A 15,900-nucleotide genomic window follows, 5' to 3' on the forward strand; every position below is an offset into this window, starting at 1 on the left:
CATGAAGGCATCCACGGACGACCGCTGGCAGGACCTGCGCCCCGACCCCGACAACGACACGCCGCTCTACCTGCAGCTCGCCCGCAAGCTCGGTGATGCGATCCACGACAACCGCTGGACGGCCGGTGAGGCATTGCCGTCCGAGCGCGTGCTGTCCGACGCGCTCGGCGTTTCGCGCATCACCGCGCGCAAGGCGATCGCGTTGCTCGTCGAGCAAGGCCTGATTCGCCGCACGCAGGGCGCCGGCAACTTCATCCAGCCGCGCTACGAAGATCCGCTGTCGCGGCTGTCGAGCTTCAGCGAAATGCTCGAGCGGCGCGGCTTCAAGCCGAGCTCGCAATGGCTCGCGCGCGAGATCCAGCCGGCGAACCGCGACGAGGTGATCCAGCTCGGGCTGTCGCCGGCCGCATCGGTCACGCGCCTGAAGCGCCTGCGCCTCGCCGACGGCATCGTGATGGCGGTCGAGAATTCAACGTTTCCCGCGACGCTGATCCCCGATCCGCAGGCGATCGGCGGTTCGCTGTACAGCTATCTCGAAGCGCGTGGCACGCCGATCGTGCGCGCGCTGCAGCATTTCCGCGCGGTCAACGCGACCGACGAGATCGCCGAGCAGATGGGCATCGCGCCGCACGACGCGCTGCTGCTGATCACACGAATCGGCTATACGTCTGACCAGCGCGCAATCGAACTGACCGATACCTACTGCCGCAACGACTACTACGACTTCGTCGTCGAGCTGCGCAAGTAACGCCAGTCACGCCGCCGCTCACAGCCAGCGCGCATCGTCGGTGCCGAGCGGCACGGGCGGGCGCGTCAATGCGGGCGGTGTCGCCGACAGCCGCTCGGCCGGCCGCACCACGTCGAGCGTGCCGAACGGCGACGCGATGCGCTCGATCCGGTCGCGCACGTCGGTGCGCACGAAATCGGGTGCCTGCAGGCCGTCCGGCACGAGGCCGAACGACTGCAGCCAGCGTCCCGTCTGCGCGAGTGACAATCGCACGTGCCAGCTTCCCCCTTCGCGTGCCCGGCGCGCGAGCGCGATCATCGCGCCGAACGCCGCGAGATAACCCGTCGCATGATCGAGCGCCTGGCACGGCAAGTGGCGCGGCCCGTCCGCGTGCGCGGCCTGCTGCTCTCGCCACGCGATCCCGCTCGCAGACTGCACGAGGCTGTCGAAGCCGCGCCGCTGCGCCCACGGCCCAGCGTGCCCATAGGCGGATACCGAGACGTACACGATGCCGGGCCGCCGCGCCGCCAGCGCGTGCGGCGCGAAGCCGCGCGCCGCGAGTGCGCCGGGCCGGTACGACTGCAGGAACACATCCGCGTCGCTTGCGAGCGCGTGCAGCGTATCGATGCCGGCCTCATCGCGCAGGTCGATCCATGTCGAACGCTTGCCGCGCCCGTTATCGATTACGAGCGGCGCGATGTTCGGCAGGTGCGGGCCGTTGACGAGCAGCGTCTGCGCGCCGTGCGACGCCAGCGTGCGGCCCGCGACCGGCCCCGCGATGATGCGCGTGAGATCGAGCACGCGCACACCCGCGAGCGGCTGGCCGGCTTCGCCGCGGCCGATCGGCTCGACCGGCGCGTCGCCGATCCGCTCGATCTCGAACAGCGGCAGCGATGCGATCGCGCGCGCCTGCTCGTGCGCCGCCCACTCGTCAGGTGTTCTGATCAATGCGGCGCACAGCCCGGCCTCGGCCAGCGCGGTATCGAGCGCCGCACCGTCTCGCGTGCGGATCGCCGCGGCGACGTCGTCCCGCTGCGCACCGCAGCCGAGTACGTCGAGAATCCCGCGCAGGTGATGCGGGAAGTTCGCGTGCAACTGGATCCAGCGTCCGTCGCCCGTCTCGAAGAAGCCCGTCACCGGATGACGCAACTCCGGCGGCGGGCCATCGTCCACGCGCAGGTAGCGTTCGCTGCGGAACGCGACCAGCGCGTCGCGCACCGACACGTCGACGGATTGCGCGACACGAGTGCGAAGCCGGTGGCATTCGGCCGCCGCGAGCCCGGCTGCCGCGATCGTCGCCGCGGCGAGCGTGCCGACCCGGAAGGTCGACGGCAGCGTCGGATCCTGCCCCGTCACGGTCGCACGGGCCAGCGCGTCGGGGGCGCCGTGTGCGAGCTGCCACAGATGCGTCAACGCGAGTTCGGGTGTCATGGCGAGAGAGGCGGCGGGAAGACAAGATCGAGTCTAGAAGTCGCGGCAGTCGCGAGCAATCCCGATTGCGCGAATCAGCATGTCACGCACGGCCGTAGCGCGGGCGTATCTCCTGCGCCCCGGCAGGAGCGGCCGGCATCGCATCCCCCAACGCGCAGGAAGCCTGCCGGCATCCTTGATGCCGGCGCGAGCCCTGCACATTTGCACCGCGACCCGCTGCGTTCGCCGCCGGACGGCGCGACCCTGCTCTGCCGCAGCCACGCGGATACGATGCGGCTACCCGCACGCCGTCGTGTCGACGCAAAACGCCCGGATGGTATCGTCGAACGCCCTCTCGACCGGGGTGTGCCGGAGCCGGGCTCGCCGATCACGCGAATCGCCAATGGCCACACGGCCGGCCGGATCGCGCATGCGCTCGAACCATGCGCGAACAGAAAGTCGATCCAGCTCCGAGCGTGCTAAGTCGGCAGCGACGCGGGCGCGTGACGCCGGCCGTCGCGCCAAGCGACGAGCGGCCGCCACCACGCCTGCGCGGCGCGCCGGGCCGTCACCTCGAGCGGACCAAACGCAAACGTCGCACCGTGCGACCCCGCGCTGACCCATACGCGCATGCCGGGCGTGAGCATCAGCACATCTCCGACGCCGAGCCAGTGATCGTCGCGCCGCCCCTCGATCGTCACCCAGACCTCGCCGTCGGCCACCTCCAGCGAGGTGCGATCGACGATCCGCCACCGACCGGCCGGCTCGTCGCCGTCGATCACGTAAATTCGCAGTTCGCGCATGGCAGCCTCCTGGTCGCATGGGTCCGATGGCATCAGTATTTCGGACAGTGGCAGCACACGGACAGATACGGCTGCAGACACTTTCGACTGAACTGTACTGGTCACTCCACGAGGACAGGCACCCGCCGGCCGGACTTCGCGCCGTCCTTGCGCCGAACCGGCACGAAGCGATGGCTTTCCCTACAATGTCGGCTGTCCCGCGCCACCGCCCCGCCTCCATGTTCCAACGCCCGCCTGCCGCCGCTCCCGGCGAAAAGAACCTCACCGTGATGCTCTGGCTCGTCGCGACGGGCTTCTTCATGCAGACGCTCGATTCGACGATCGTGAACACGGCGCTGCCGTCGATGGCCGCGAGCCTCGGCGAATCGCCGCTGCGCATGCAGTCGGTCGTGATCGCCTATTCGCTGACGATGGCGGTGATGATCCCCGTGTCGGGCTGGCTCGCCGACACGTTCGGCACGCGGCGCGTGTTCTTCAGCGCGATCCTGGTGTTCTCGCTCGGCTCGCTGCTGTGCGCGAATGCGCATACGCTGACGCAGCTCGTCGCGTTCCGCGTGGTGCAGGGGGTCGGCGGCGCGATGCTGCTGCCGGTCGGGCGGCTCGCGGTGCTGCGCACGTTCCCGGCCGAACGCTACCTGCCCGCGCTGTCGTTCGTCGCGATTCCCGGCCTGATTGGCCCGCTGATCGGGCCGACGCTCGGCGGCTGGCTCGTGAAGATCGCGTCATGGCACTGGATCTTCCTGATCAACGTGCCGGTCGGCGTCGCCGGCTGCATCGCGACCTTCTATTCGATGCCCGATTCGCGCAACCCGGCCGTCGGCCGCTTCGACCTGAAGGGCTATCTGCTGCTGACGATCGGCATGGTCGCGATCTCGCTGTCGCTCGACGGGCTCGCCGATCTCGGCATGCAGCACGCGGCCGTGCTCGTGCTGCTGATCCTGAGCCTCGCGTGCTTCGTCGCATACGGGCTGTATGCGGTGCGCGCGCCGCAGCCGATCTTCTCGCTCGAGCTGTTCCGGATCCACACGTTCAGCGTCGGGCTGCTCGGCAACCTGTTCGCGCGGATCGGCAGCGGCGCGATGCCGTACCTGATCCCGCTGCTGCTGCAGGTGAGCCTCGGCTACTCGGCGTTCGAGGCCGGGCTGATGATGCTGCCGGTGGCCGCCGCCGGGATGTTCTCGAAGCGGATCATCACGCGCCTGATCACGCGGCACGGCTACCGCAAGGTGCTGCTCGCGAACACGATCATGGTCGGCGTGATGATGGCGAGCTTCGCGCTGATGCGCGACACGGTGCCCGTGTGGGTGAAGGTCGTGCATCTCGCGCTGTTCGGCGGCTTCAACTCGATGCAGTTCACCGCGATGAACACGCTGACGCTGAAGGATCTCGGCACCGGCGGCGCGAGCAGCGGCAACAGCCTGTTCTCGCTCGTGCAGATGCTGTCGATGAGCCTCGGCGTCACGGTCGCGGGGGCCTTGCTCGCGACCTTCACCGGCATGCTGCGCACCGTCACGCCAAGCAACACGCTGCCCGCGTTCCATGCGACCTTCATCTGCGTCGGGATCATCACGGCCGCGTCCGCGTGGATCTTCGCGCAGCTCGCGCCCGAGATCCGCAGCACCGCGCGCAAGACCGACCCGTCGGAGCGCGCGTGACGCGCGGCGCGCGCCGAACCGGGTCGACGCGCACCTTTTTGGTGCGGCACGACCCCGCGATGCGCATTTGAAACGCCTGCCGTGCCCGGCAGCCCGACCGCGACGCGCCGCCGCACGGGGCACGATGCCGTGCACGCTTCTTGCTCGCCTATTCTCTAGGTAAACTGGCAGTCTTCCTTCGGCCGACATCATGAGCATGATCGAAATCGATCCCCCCGGCTTTCAGCCGCCCCGCCCCGTCGCCGGCGACGACGGGAACCGGCGCACCGTGCTGTACGGCGGCTACACCGTGTTCAGCGTGTTCCAGCCCGTTTTCTCGGTGTCGCACCGCCGCGCGATCGGCTATCACGCGTCGCTGCGTGCGCACGACGAGGAAAGCCGCCAGGTGGCGTCGCACGAGGTGTTCACGCAGGCGGCGCGGCGCGGCGACCTGCTCGAGCTCGGCCGGCTCGCCGAATCGCTGCATCTCGGCAACTTCCACGCGTTCGACAGCCATGACGAATGGCTCTTCCTGAGCCTGCATCCGGCCGCGCTGATGGACACCGTCTACGGCGACGCGATGCTCGCGAACCTGAAGGCGCTCGGGCTGCCGCCGCACCGCGTGGTGCTCGAAGTGCCCGAGCAGGCGGGCGGCGAGACACCGCGCTACGCGGCGATCGTCGACGGGCTGCGCAAGGCCGGCTTCCTGATCGCGCTCGTCGGATTCGGTGCGAAGCATTCGAACATCGACCGCGTGTGGCACCTGCATCCCGACATCGTCACGCTCGACCGCGGCATCCTCGCGCAAGCGAGTGAGCACTCGCATCTCGAACGCGTGCTGCCGGGGCTCGTGTCGCTGCTGCACGAATCCGGCCAGCTCGTGCTGATGGGCGGGCTCGCGACCGAGCGCGACGCGCTGATCGCGCTGGAGTGCGACGTCGATTTCGTGCAGGGCCAGTACTTCGCGGGACCGAGCGTCGAACCGGTGCAGCCGCAGGCCGCCGCGGGCTGCATGGATACGCTGTCGGCCGCGTTGCGGCTGCGCGTCGCGGAACGCGAGCGCACGCAGGCGGAACGGCTCGCGCCGTACGTCGCGGCGCTTGAGGAAGCGAGCCGGAAGCTCGGCGCGGGCGAGCCGCTCACCGACGCGGCAGCCGTCGTACTCGGGCTGCCGGAGACCGCGCGCTGCTTCCTGCTCGACGCATCGGGCCGCCAGATCGGCGACAACGTGCTCGCACGCGGCAGCGTCTCGCAGCGCGCCAAGCGGTTCCGGCCGCTGCTGCATTCCGAAGGCGCGAGCTGGGAACGACGCCCGTACTTCATCGACGCGATGCGCGCGCCGGGCCGCGTGCACCTGACGCCGCCCTACCTGTCGATCAACGAGGCGCACCTGTGCGTGACCGCGTCGATCGCCGCACCCGTCGCGACCGGCATGCAGGTGCTCTGCGTCGATATCAACTGGGAAGCGGCACTCAACCGCGAATGAGCGTGGCGCCGCCGCGCCACGCTCAAGCGGTGGCAGCCTTGCGGACGATCAGCCGGTGCACGCGCTTGCCGGACGAGGGGCTGACGACCTCGTGCTCGTCGATCACCTGCGTGCCCGCGCCGAGCGCCGCCCGCATCCGCGCCGAATCGAGCGGCGTGTAGAGGCGGCCGCGCTCGTCGCGCAACGCGCCGTTTCCGGCCACCCGCCAGCTCAGGTACAACGTGCCGCCCGGCATCAGGAGCTCGGCCAGCCGCGTGGCGGCGGCCGCCGCTTCCGCCTGTTCGAGATGCATGACGACCGTTTCGCACAGCACGTTGCGAAACGCGCCGGACGGCACGCCGGATAGCGCCGGCAGTGCAGCCAGCTCGAAGGCGAGATCCGGATGGCGGCGCCGCGCCTCGTCGAGCAGCGCGGCGCTCGCGTCGTAGCCGCGCACGTCGAAGCCGCGCGACGCGAGCCAGGCCGTATCGCGCCCGGCGCCGCAGCCGACGTCCGCGGTCGGCCCCGGCGAGAAATGCTGCTCCAGCAGCGCGTACATGTCGTCGGGCGCGGCCTGGTCGAGCCAGTCCTGCGCGTATTGCGCGGCATGGGCGTCGTAGGCATCGAGAGTCGGGCGATCCACCATGGTGACAGCTCCGCATAGGCGTCGTATGACGCACCCCGCATCTTAGCCGGTCACACCCCGTGCGGCATCACGCGCACCCCGCGCGACGCGTGGCGCAGCCGCCTACGCGGCCCGCACGTCGCCCGCGTGCGGCGCCCGCGCGGTCAGCTCGGCCCACAGCGCATCGCCGCGCCAGGCCGGGCGCGCCGCCGCGCGTTCCGCGTCGTGCACGAGCGCGCACAGTCGCGCATTGACAGGCGCCTGCGCGCCGAAGCGCGCGGCCAGCCGCACGATCTCGCCGTTGATCCACTCGATTTCCGTTGCCCGCCCCGCCGCGAGATCGTCGGACATCGACGAACGCGCGAGCGGGTCGATCGCGAGCATCCGGCCGCCGAGCACGCGGAACGCGGCGTCGGGCAAGTCGAGCACGGCCGGGATCCACGCGGCCGGCAACGGCGTCAGCCGCGCGGGCCGGATCGCCGCCCGCGCCAGCCAGTGCAGCGCTTCGCGCTGCGCGAGCGCGACGCAGCGCCGATACGCCCGTTGCGCGAGTTCGTCGCGCAGCGGCAGGTTCGCCAGTGCGTTGACCGCGTTGTTCAGATTGAGCAGCAGCTTCGCCCACTGCACGGCCCGCATGTCGCGATGCAGCGCGAGCGGCAGCCCGGCGCGCGCGAATGCACCGGCGAACGGCTGCAGCGCGGGGGACGCGTCGGCCGCCAGCGCGCCGGCCGAGCCCTGGTGAAACGCACCGGGCTCCCGTTCGATCACGTTGAACGGCACCATGCCGGCCAGCACGGTGGCTTGCGGCAGCGCCTCGCGCAGCTCGTCGGCGTTGTGCAGGCCGTTCTGGAAGCTGATCACGACCGTGCCGGGCCGCAGCACGCCGGCAAGCTGCGCCGCGGCGTCACGCGTCGCGGCCGATTTCACCGTCACGAGCACGAGCGGCGCGGCGGCCGCAGCCGCGGGATCGGCCGCGAACACGACGTCGGCCGGCGCGAGCGACGCGCGGTAGCCACGCTGGTCGGTCAGCGTCAGCCCATGCCGATGAATCGCGTCGCCGATCCGTGCGCGGCCGACGAGCGTCACGTTCACGCCGGCCGCCGCGAGCCGTCCGCCGAGATAGCAACCGACGGCGCCCGCGCCGAACACGCAGACCGGTGCGTCAGACATGCGAATGGGCGCCGCTGTGCACGGGGCCGGCCCGCCGCTCGACTTCGCGGCGCACGTCGCCGCGCAGCCCCGCGAAGAACGCGACCTCGGCGACGACGAACAGCGGCCCGACCATCAGGCCGACCAGATCGTCGACGAACGCGGGCTTGCGCCCTTCGAACCAGTGCCCGACGAACTGCACGATCCAGCCGACGACGAACGCACCGATGCCGATCGCGAGCCATTGCGCGGTCGGCAGCAACGCGAGCGCCTGCGCGGCCCACAGGCCCAGCGCGAACAGCGCGGTCATCACGATCCCGAACCGCAGGTCGAGGCGCAGATAGAACACCGCGAACGCGACGGCCAGCAGCAGCGCCGGCGTCAGCGCGATGCCGGCCAGCATCCCGAGCGCCGGCCGCGACAGCAGCACCTCGGCCGCGAACACGATCATCGGGATCCCGACCAGATGCGTCGCGATGTTGCGCGCGTCGCGGTGGTAGGCCGCATACTGGGAAAGATGGTCTTCGAGCGTCTTCATCGCGTCTCCTGGTCGGTTATTGAGCGCTATGATGCGCGTCACGCCCGAGAACCTCTGTCAGCTACCCGACATCGCGTGCCCATGCCCTCGTCGCTCACCCCGTACCTGCCGCAAATCGAAGCGAACCCGTGGTTCGCCGCGCTGCCGCCCGCGTTGCGCGCGGACCTGCTCGCCCGCGCGGCGCTGCGCCGGCTGCCGGGCGGCCATGCGCTGTTCCGCCGCGGCGACCCGCCGTGCGGGCTGTACGCCGTCCTGGCCGGTTCACTCACGATAGGTGCGGTCGACCCCCAGGGCAAGGAAGCGCTGCTGACCGTGGCCGAGCCCGTCACCTGGTTCGGCGAAATCGCGCTGTTCGACGGCCAGCCGCGCACGCACGATGCGATCGCGCTCGACGACGCGCTGCTGCTGCACATCCCGCAGGCCGCGCTGCTCGCGATCCTCGACGCGACGCCGCAATACTGGCGGCAATTCGCGCTGCTGATGGCGCAGAAGCTGCGCCTGAGTTTCCTGACCGTCGAATCGATGAGCGTGATGCCGGCCGCGCAGCGGCTCGCCGCCCGCTTGCTGATGATCGCCGACGGCTATGGCGGGATCAGCGCCGGCCGCACCCGCATTCGGCTGTCGCAGGAAACGCTCGCGGCGATGCTGTCGCTGACGCGGCAGACCACCAACCAGTTGCTGAAGGCGTTGCAGGCCGATGGCGTCGTGCGGCTGCACGTCGGCGAGATCGAGCTCGTCGACGTCGCTGCGCTGCGGCGCGCGAGCGGGTCGCCCGACGGCGTGCGCTGAGCCCCGGCACGGCCGCGGCGCGGCCTCCCCGCCGTCACCGCGATGCGCTATCGTGGCGGCTCGTCCGTTCATCCGCCGGCACCGCCTTGAGCACGTCGACCGCCTCCGCTCCCTCCCGCCATCCGTGGCCGGTGTTCGTCGCATTCCTGCGGCTCGGCCTCACGTCGTTCGGCGGTCCGGTCGCGCATCTCGGCTACTTCCGCACCGAATTCGTCACGCGGCGCGGCTGGCTCACCGAGCGCACGTACGCGGATCTCGTCGGGCTGTGCCAGTTCCTGCCGGGGCCCGCGAGCAGCCAGGTCGGGATGGCGATCGGTCTCGCGCGTGCCGGCTATGCGGGCATGTTCGCCGCGTGGCTCGGCTTCACGCTGCCGTCTGCGCTGCTGATGATGCTATTCGCGCTCGGCGTGCACGCGACGGGCGCACCGATCGAAGCCGGTGCGCTGCACGGGCTGCGCATCGTGTCGGTCGCCGTGATCGCGCAAGCCGTGTGGGGCATGGCGCGCACGCTGTGCCCGGATGCGCGTCGCGTCACGCTGATGGCCGCGGCCGCCTGCGTCGCGCTGCTCGCGCCGGCCGCGTGGACGCAGGTTGCCGTGATCGTCGCGGCCGGACTGGCCGGCCTCGTGCTGCTGCCGCAGCCGGCGCGCGGCGCCCACGATCCGCTGCCGCTGCACGTGTCGCCCCGCGCGGGCGTGCTGTGGCTCGCGCTGTTCGGGGCGCTCCTCGTCGTGCTGCCGTTCGCGGCCCGCGCGCTGCGCTCCGATACGCTCGCCGTCGTCGATGCATTCTTCCGCACGGGTGCGCTCGTGTTCGGCGGCGGGCACGTCGTGCTGCCGCTGCTGCAGGCGGCCGTGGTCGCGCCCGGCTGGGTCGGCGATGCGGCATTCCTGGCCGGATATGGCGTCGCGCAGGCGGTGCCGGGGCCGTTGTTCACGTTCTCGGCGTTCCTCGGCGCGTCGCTGCGCCACGCGCCGAACGGCTGGCTCGGCGGCACGATCGCGCTGGCGTCGATCTTCGCGCCGTCGTTCCTGCTGGTGGCCGGCACCGCGCCGTTCTGGGAACGCCTGCGCCGCAGCACGCGGATGCAGGCCGCGCTCGCGGGCGTGAACGCGGCCGTCGTCGGGCTGCTGCTCGCCGCGCTCTATCACCCGGTCTGGACCGACACGATAGTGGCGCCCCGCGATCTGGCCGCCGCGCTCGTCGCATTCGTCGCGCTGGTGTTCTGGCGCGTGCCTCCATGGGCCGTCGTGCTCGCGAGCGCGGCGCTCGGCTGGGGGCTCGGCCTGCTGGCCTGATCGGGCACGCGCGGCACGTTCGCTCGCGACAAAAAACAAAAAGCCCTCGTTTCGAGGGCTTTTTTGCTGGGTGCCGCGCGCCGTAGCGGCGCGCAGGCGCCGGTGTTTCGTAACAATATAGTTTGGAACGTTTTGCGCCAAAGTTTGACCGCAGTGACGCACCTGATTACTAACAGCTGCTGCTTAGATATAAGCCAAAATATATACGAAACCCGCAATCTCATCATGCAAGTCATATACGCCGGCCTCACTGCATTCAAATTCGATCCGACGCAAGGCGACTGAAGGGCTTCTTTCAAACTTTATTGTTCGTGAGGCGCTCGATGGTGAATTTAGCTCGAGTGGCGGGCATACAGCGGCATCTTTCCCTCACAGTGTCCACATTGGAGTGACAGGTGCAGGGACTGCGGTGGGTTGCATGCTCAATGTGACCGGGAAAAGTTGCTTTGGCTGCCGATCCCAGATTTTCACCGACTGCAGGCGTAGTTGCCAGCGAATTCACGGCTAGCCAAAATTTCGTGACTTGCTGATACACCCTCGACCGCCCCAGCAGCAAGGGAAACTCACGACCCTGGCACACCGATGAACTCATACTTACCGTCTCCTCTCCCGGTCCCTCTCATGCATCGTTGCCGGCCAACATCGATGACTATCTGTATGTTTCGAAAGCATCCAACAGGGAACACTCTTCAAGTTGCCTCTGCAGCCTCGCATCCCTTATCCTGTTAGCAGAATTATCTAGTGCAAACTGAAGACTTAATAGAAAAAGAAAAAAGGACGGAGACCATGAATCTAGACGACGCCTGCAATCTCAGCATTGAACATATTTCAGCCCACGGACCCAGCGACATCACCCTAGAAACTCTCGAGACGAAATTAATAAACTCCCACAAATCGGATATCGTCAGCGAGGTTCGCGCAAAAATTCGCAAAGGCAATGTATACGACATGGGATTTAAACCCATTCAACACATCCTAACCCCGAAGAATCGATATGTATTTGACTATCGAAAAGCAGCGATCATTGATCCACTATGCTTAGCCAAATACACTGCCATCGTTCTTCAAGCAGCAGAGCAAATTGAAAGATCAAGAATTCCGACATCTGAGAAAATTGTATACTCCGCAAGGTTTTCGCCTAAAGAAGGAGCCCTTTTCGACAAAAACATTGGCTACGGAGACTGGCGAGAACGAGTAAAAGAACTGGCCACGGAAGACGCCTGCACGTACGTTGTTCAATGCGATATTGCATCATTCTATGATCGCATCAACATTCACCGAGTTGAATCAACTCTTCTGGATATTGGCGTCGATCAGCAGTTGGTTACTGCAATAAACAGCCTTTTATTGCTTTGGTCAAAGAAAGATAGTTACGGCATACCAATTGGAAACTCCGCAAGCCGGATAATCGCCGAAGCTGCTTTGATCGACGTCGACAGATATCTCATCGATGAGGGAGTTAAGTTCGTTCGGTATGTTGATGATTTTCGAATTTTCGCACCAAACCTCATCACTGCTCAACGCTGGATGAACTTACTCACAACCCGGTTATTTCGCGATGGATTAATGCTAAACACGGGAAAAACAAAACTGTATCTATCCGAAAAGGGAGAAGAATCGACCTCGCAGCAGACAGAAGAGAGCCCGGAAGCCATCATCAAGAAAGTGACAAAATTGACGGGCGGCTACAATAGAATTGCCAGAACCTTCATTATGCCGACCAGTGAAAAATATGAAGTGTTCAAAAAAATTGATATCCATTCCGAAATAAACACCCTTAAGGCAAATGGGATTCCTGAATTTTCTGGAATCCAAAAACTGATTATTGCCTGCCTAGTACAACAAAATTTTGACCTCTTGGAATATGTCGCGATTCTTTGCGGAGATTACCTCTATTCTCTCGACTACTTTGTCGACATGCTTCTTAAGAATAGCGAAATCATACCGCAGACCAACAAAGAAGCCATTACTAACTACTATGCACAATTGGTTCTCTCATCTGGCTTCGGGTCACTCGAGTGGCATCAAGCAACACTAGCAAAACTCCTCTCGAGCGACGGGTATTTCCGAAAGCCCGCGCTAATACATATTGTCAGGGTTCCAAATAAGGATAGCGTGACCTATCCTTCTATGATTGCACTAGAGGGGCTAAAAGGTCGATTGACTCGAGAAGAGTTTCGAACCATTCGAGAATGGTTTGATCGATGCGATGAGTGGGAGAAGCGACGAATAATTAATGCAGCAAGCGCCTTACCTGAGGATGAGCGACGCGCATGGGGTCGAGCAATCAAGCCCATGCTGCAGGCCGATTTTTTGGCGACGAAAATGGCAGATGACCTTATCCGAGGCCAACAACCTTAAAGCGATCCGATCCTATCGGTCACTTCACCACCGCAAATTCGGCGAGAAAATTTTATCTTACCCTTTATTGCTGCGACATTTAACTTATTTCAATTCAATGCGCTGAGAAGGAATTGCATTGAGTATCCAGCACTCCTGATGCACGTAAAGAAGCGCGAGCTGAGCTGCATATTGAGTATAGGCCGCATCCAACGCAACCAAAGTCTGCGGGGAGGGATTCGCACCGTGTGCCGCTCTCGCGATAACCCATCGCGCTTGAAGGTCGACGGAATGAGCAAGTCCACTTGCCTTTATGCTCTTATTAATGGCATTTGAAAAAACGCCAGCATACTTATACGAATCTATAATTGTATGTTTTCCGTCACCATCAATATCCACTGGATTGGAAAACCATTTAAAGGCAAATAGAAGAAACAGATTCGCCTCCCACGACACCGGACCGGAGACAAACGTTTCAGAGGTAGAAGAACTAAGGCTTTCGTGCAAATTTGTAGCCCCCAGGAAAATTACCTCTGGATCAGCCACTCCATTTTGATCTGTTTTGCTACCCGCGCCGATGTAGTTAAAAATCCCAGCGTAGCACTGCCCTAGATAAACAATTGCTCGCGCGAGTTTGGGGGACGTTTTTATACAATTGAGCAATCCATAAGGTGTAATTGGTTGAACAGCATCGATGCCATCCGGACCGCCATGCCCAGTCACAAACATCACGAGATTTTCGTGACTATTATTTTTCTGATCGTCAAAAAAATCCTTCGACTCTTTGACCACAAATTTTGACTTGGTTCCATTTTTTATAAAATTCTCAATCGAAACCCTATCCGCCCCGTCTACATAGATAAAGATATCAGAGATAGCTACGCCGGCTTGCTCAAGACAAAACAACCCGAACGCCAAATCCATAATATGACGCCACTCCGCATCTGCTTTCGCTGAAAGGAATAGCACCCACTTAGTATTACCCCCGATCAGACTCATTTTTAGCGACACTCCGGCGCACAGAATTATTGAATTCGTGTATTGCTCAGCGAGATTGGTTTTCGAACGTCTGAAAAATAAAACAATTCATCGATCTCGAGTTTATCCACACCATCTCGAATTTCATGAAGCACCTTGCCACGATCACTCAATTCGAAAACACCAGATCCAGTCTTCAGACAAAATGCAACCCTCCGATTTCCGCCGGATGGCAAATCAGTCTTAAACAATAACCACTGCCCTTGATTGACACATTCTTTCACTGAGTCATCTATTTCTGGCAGTTGCTCTGACAAGATGTCATTTAGTTTCATTAATATTCTCCTGACTATCCCCAGACCACACTTTCAAACGAATAATCTATTCGATCATAACTTCGATAGGCTGCCTCTATAACCAGAACACACCGAAGTCGCCCTCAGTGTGGCATACATTGAATCGAGAACGATTTTTATTTTAAGCGTTCAGATCCCATGTATCACTGATACTAAGACGAAATACTCCAAATGCAAGTGAACTTGTGAGTGTCAAGCCGCCCATCCATCGATAGATCAGCTGAGCAATGTCATCGGCCAGCGAAGTTTGTCATGTCGCCAGCCCTTTCGCCCCACCGACATTTCTGGACGCTCAGAGCCGCGTACCAAACAAGGTTCGCCATTTTGCAAGATTCCTACGGTCGCTTCCAGGGAGCCTTGTCCCCTTGGATGTAGTGCGCTATTGCAGCGTGGCCGGAGATCGCCACTAATTTAGAGTGACAATCGGTGCCCACACGAATGGGGCGGCACGCTGGCTTGCAGGACTCAAAATAAAAAAGGCCCTCGCAATGGAGAGCCTTCAGATCGGTTACGGTTTCAAAAGTTTATTGCAGGCAATCCCTACAGCTTTCCAAACTTTGTTGCCGTTTCCAAACCTAATTGTGACGGAACAGCCGGACCTTACGCGAAGTTCTTCGCTGCGAAGTCCCAGTTCACGATGTTCCAGAACGCTTCGACGAACTTCGGACGTGCGTTACGGTAGTCGATGTAGTACGCGTGTTCCCACACGTCGATCGTCAGCAGTGCCTTGTCGGCGGTCGTCAGCGGCGTTGCCGCGTTGCTCGTCGACACGATGTCGAGCGAACCGTCAGCCTTCTTCACCAGCCATGCCCAGCCCGAACCGAACGTGCCGACTGCGGCCTTCGTGAACGCTTCCTTGAATGCGTCGTACGAACCCCACTTCGCGTTGATCGCGTCGCCCAGCGCGCCGGTCGGTGCGCCGCCGCCGTTCGGCGACAGGCTGTTCCAGAAGAACGTGTGGTTCCAGATTTGCGCGGCGTTGTTGAAGATGCCGCCCGACGACTTCTTCACGATCTCTTCCAGCGACAGGTTTTCGAATTCCGTGCCCGGGATCAGATTGTTCAGGTTCGTCACATAAGCCTGATGGTGCTTGCCGTAGTGGTACTGGATCGTCTCGAGCGAGATGGTCGGCGCGAGTGCGTCTTCAGCGTACGGGAGCGGCGGGAGCGTATGAGCCATGGCGATTCCTTCGTTGAGTATGTAGGGAGGCTGTGTTGAATGCTGCCGAGCGTCCGATTGTAGGCGAGGACGAATAACCCCGCAAACTCACGGGCCATTTATCCGCGGTATGCGGAAAAGCGATGTTGACGCAACGTCCGGCCGGACGAGCCGGCGATGCGCAGCACCCGTTCCGACGCGCGGTTTGCCGGTTGCGCGACCGTCGCGGCGCACGCGCCGGTTACATCAGATCGTATCGGTCAGCCGCGGCTGCACGTCGGCGAGCGACACGTCGGCCGAGCCTTCCGCGAGATGCACGGTCAGGCGGCGCTGCGGCTTCAGCGCGTTCGGCGTGCGCACCGCGCGGCCCGTCTGTGCATCGATCAGCGCCGCATAACCGCGCTCGAGCGTGCGCTGCGGGCTTAACACCTCGAGCCTTGCCGCACAGGCTGACACGCGAGCCGTGTCGCGTTCGTGACGGCGCTGCAAGGCCAGTGCAAGACGCTGCGACAGCCCCGCGAGCGCCAGGCGCGCCTGCGACGGATCGGGCCGCGCACGCTGCCAGCGCAGCTGCGCGAGCGCGAAACGCGCGCGCGCGTCGCGCACCGGCCGCGACGCCGCCGACGCAAG

General features: G+C 63.9%; 15 protein-coding genes. 6 read left to right on the top strand and 9 right to left on the bottom strand.

The features are described from left to right. Window position 1: 1 nt before the first annotated feature. A complete protein-coding gene (locus BDO18943_RS28085; protein WP_011352976.1) occupies window positions 2-748 on the top strand; it encodes a GntR family transcriptional regulator in 747 nt (248 codons plus the stop codon). 18 nt (window positions 749-766) lie between these two features. Here BDO18943_RS28085 and BDO18943_RS28090 read toward each other — a convergent pair whose 3' ends face one another. Together BDO18943_RS28090 and BDO18943_RS28095 are read right to left on the bottom strand one after the other, a co-directional pair. After that, entirely contained in the window at window positions 767-2,158 is a 1,392-nt protein-coding gene (locus tag BDO18943_RS28090; protein WP_175024845.1) for a CoA transferase, read from the bottom strand. 458 nt (window positions 2,159-2,616) lie between these two features. Further along, on the bottom strand, window positions 2,617-2,940 hold the full coding sequence (locus tag BDO18943_RS28095; protein WP_175024846.1) for a DUF2917 domain-containing protein: 324 nt from the start codon (window positions 2,938-2,940) through the stop codon (window positions 2,617-2,619). A 218-nt stretch (window positions 2,941-3,158) separates the two neighbouring features. Here BDO18943_RS28095 and mdtD point away from each other — a divergent pair, with 218 nt between their 5' ends. Continuing rightward, entirely contained in the window at window positions 3,159-4,595 is a 1,437-nt protein-coding gene (gene mdtD / locus BDO18943_RS28100; RefSeq protein ID WP_041492932.1) for a multidrug transporter subunit MdtD, read from the top strand. Window positions 4,596-4,785: 190 nt separating this feature from the next. Next, the gene (locus BDO18943_RS28105) at window positions 4,786-6,060 is read left to right on the top strand and encodes an EAL domain-containing protein (protein WP_175024847.1); all 1,275 of its coding nucleotides are present in this window, start codon (window positions 4,786-4,788) and stop codon (window positions 6,058-6,060) included. A 22-nt stretch (window positions 6,061-6,082) separates the two neighbouring features. Here BDO18943_RS28105 and BDO18943_RS28110 read toward each other — a convergent pair whose 3' ends face one another. The 3 genes from BDO18943_RS28110 to BDO18943_RS28120 form a co-directional block, all read right to left on the bottom strand. After that, the gene (locus BDO18943_RS28110) at window positions 6,083-6,685 is read right to left on the bottom strand and encodes a methyltransferase domain-containing protein (RefSeq protein WP_175024848.1); all 603 of its coding nucleotides are present in this window, start codon (window positions 6,683-6,685) and stop codon (window positions 6,083-6,085) included. Between the two features lie 102 nt (window positions 6,686-6,787). Beyond that, the gene (locus BDO18943_RS28115) at window positions 6,788-7,834 is read right to left on the bottom strand and encodes a 2-dehydropantoate 2-reductase (RefSeq protein ID WP_175024849.1); all 1,047 of its coding nucleotides are present in this window, start codon (window positions 7,832-7,834) and stop codon (window positions 6,788-6,790) included. After that, a complete protein-coding gene (locus BDO18943_RS28120; protein WP_175024850.1) occupies window positions 7,827-8,351 on the bottom strand; it encodes an Mpo1 family 2-hydroxy fatty acid dioxygenase in 525 nt (174 codons plus the stop codon). The genes BDO18943_RS28115 and BDO18943_RS28120 overlap by 8 nt, the downstream gene beginning before the upstream one ends. Window positions 8,352-8,432: 81 nt before the next feature. On the opposite strand from BDO18943_RS28120, the gene BDO18943_RS28125 reads away from it, so the two are divergent. The 3 genes from BDO18943_RS28125 to BDO18943_RS28135 all read left to right on the top strand — a co-directional run bounded on the left by BDO18943_RS28125 (window position 8,433) and on the right by BDO18943_RS28135 (window position 12,799). Next, a complete protein-coding gene (locus BDO18943_RS28125; RefSeq protein ID WP_175024851.1) occupies window positions 8,433-9,140 on the top strand; it encodes a Crp/Fnr family transcriptional regulator in 708 nt (235 codons plus the stop codon). Window positions 9,141-9,226: 86 nt separating this feature from the next. Next, window positions 9,227-10,438: a chromate efflux transporter gene (gene chrA, locus BDO18943_RS28130; protein WP_175024852.1), complete on the top strand. Its 1,212-nt coding sequence runs from the start codon at window positions 9,227-9,229 to the stop codon at window positions 10,436-10,438. 786 nt (window positions 10,439-11,224) lie between these two features. Then, the gene (locus BDO18943_RS28135) at window positions 11,225-12,799 is read left to right on the top strand and encodes an RNA-directed DNA polymerase (RefSeq protein WP_175024853.1); all 1,575 of its coding nucleotides are present in this window, start codon (window positions 11,225-11,227) and stop codon (window positions 12,797-12,799) included. Between the two features lie 84 nt (window positions 12,800-12,883). Here the strand turns inward: BDO18943_RS28135 and BDO18943_RS28140 are convergent, their stop codons facing one another. The 4 genes from BDO18943_RS28140 to BDO18943_RS28155 all read right to left on the bottom strand — a co-directional run. Next, the gene (locus BDO18943_RS28140; RefSeq protein WP_175024854.1) at window positions 12,884-13,777 is read right to left on the bottom strand and encodes a hypothetical protein; all 894 of its coding nucleotides are present in this window, start codon (window positions 13,775-13,777) and stop codon (window positions 12,884-12,886) included. A 26-nt stretch (window positions 13,778-13,803) separates the two neighbouring features. Beyond that, on the bottom strand, window positions 13,804-14,091 hold the full coding sequence (locus BDO18943_RS28145; RefSeq protein WP_175024855.1) for a hypothetical protein: 288 nt from the start codon (window positions 14,089-14,091) through the stop codon (window positions 13,804-13,806). Window positions 14,092-14,712: 621 nt separating this feature from the next. After that, window positions 14,713-15,291 (bottom strand): superoxide dismutase [Fe], encoded by a 579-nt coding sequence (gene sodB, locus BDO18943_RS28150; RefSeq protein ID WP_011352986.1) that lies wholly within the window; start codon window positions 15,289-15,291, stop codon window positions 14,713-14,715. A 225-nt stretch (window positions 15,292-15,516) separates the two neighbouring features. Then, window positions 15,517-15,900 (bottom strand): exodeoxyribonuclease VII large subunit (locus BDO18943_RS28155; protein ID WP_321533570.1); only part of this gene is annotated, 384 nt, incomplete at its 5' end.

This window comes from Burkholderia aenigmatica (genome assembly GCF_902499175.1).
Lineage (GTDB): Bacteria > Pseudomonadota > Gammaproteobacteria > Burkholderiales > Burkholderiaceae > Burkholderia > Burkholderia aenigmatica.

Coding starts and splice junctions, on each gene's coding strand:
- mdtD (WP_041492932.1), top strand. CDS start 3,159: ATGTTCCAACGCCCGCCTGCCGCCGCTCCCGGCGAAAAGAACCTCACC.
- BDO18943_RS28140 (WP_175024854.1), bottom strand. CDS start 13,777: ATGAGTCTGATCGGGGGTAATACTAAGTGGGTGCTATTCCTTTCAGCG.
- BDO18943_RS28145 (WP_175024855.1), bottom strand. CDS start 14,091: ATGAAACTAAATGACATCTTGTCAGAGCAACTGCCAGAAATAGATGAC.
- BDO18943_RS28115 (WP_175024849.1), bottom strand. CDS start 7,834: ATGTCTGACGCACCGGTCTGCGTGTTCGGCGCGGGCGCCGTCGGTTGC.
- sodB (WP_011352986.1), bottom strand. CDS start 15,291: ATGGCTCATACGCTCCCGCCGCTCCCGTACGCTGAAGACGCACTCGCG.
- BDO18943_RS28085 (WP_011352976.1), top strand. CDS start 2: ATGAAGGCATCCACGGACGACCGCTGGCAGGACCTGCGCCCCGACCCC.
- BDO18943_RS28095 (WP_175024846.1), bottom strand. CDS start 2,940: ATGCGCGAACTGCGAATTTACGTGATCGACGGCGACGAGCCGGCCGGT.
- BDO18943_RS28125 (WP_175024851.1), top strand. CDS start 8,433: ATGCCCTCGTCGCTCACCCCGTACCTGCCGCAAATCGAAGCGAACCCG.
- BDO18943_RS28105 (WP_175024847.1), top strand. CDS start 4,786: ATGAGCATGATCGAAATCGATCCCCCCGGCTTTCAGCCGCCCCGCCCC.
- BDO18943_RS28135 (WP_175024853.1), top strand. CDS start 11,225: ATGAATCTAGACGACGCCTGCAATCTCAGCATTGAACATATTTCAGCC.
- BDO18943_RS28110 (WP_175024848.1), bottom strand. CDS start 6,685: ATGGTGGATCGCCCGACTCTCGATGCCTACGACGCCCATGCCGCGCAA.
- BDO18943_RS28120 (WP_175024850.1), bottom strand. CDS start 8,351: ATGAAGACGCTCGAAGACCATCTTTCCCAGTATGCGGCCTACCACCGC.
- BDO18943_RS28090 (WP_175024845.1), bottom strand. CDS start 2,158: ATGACACCCGAACTCGCGTTGACGCATCTGTGGCAGCTCGCACACGGC.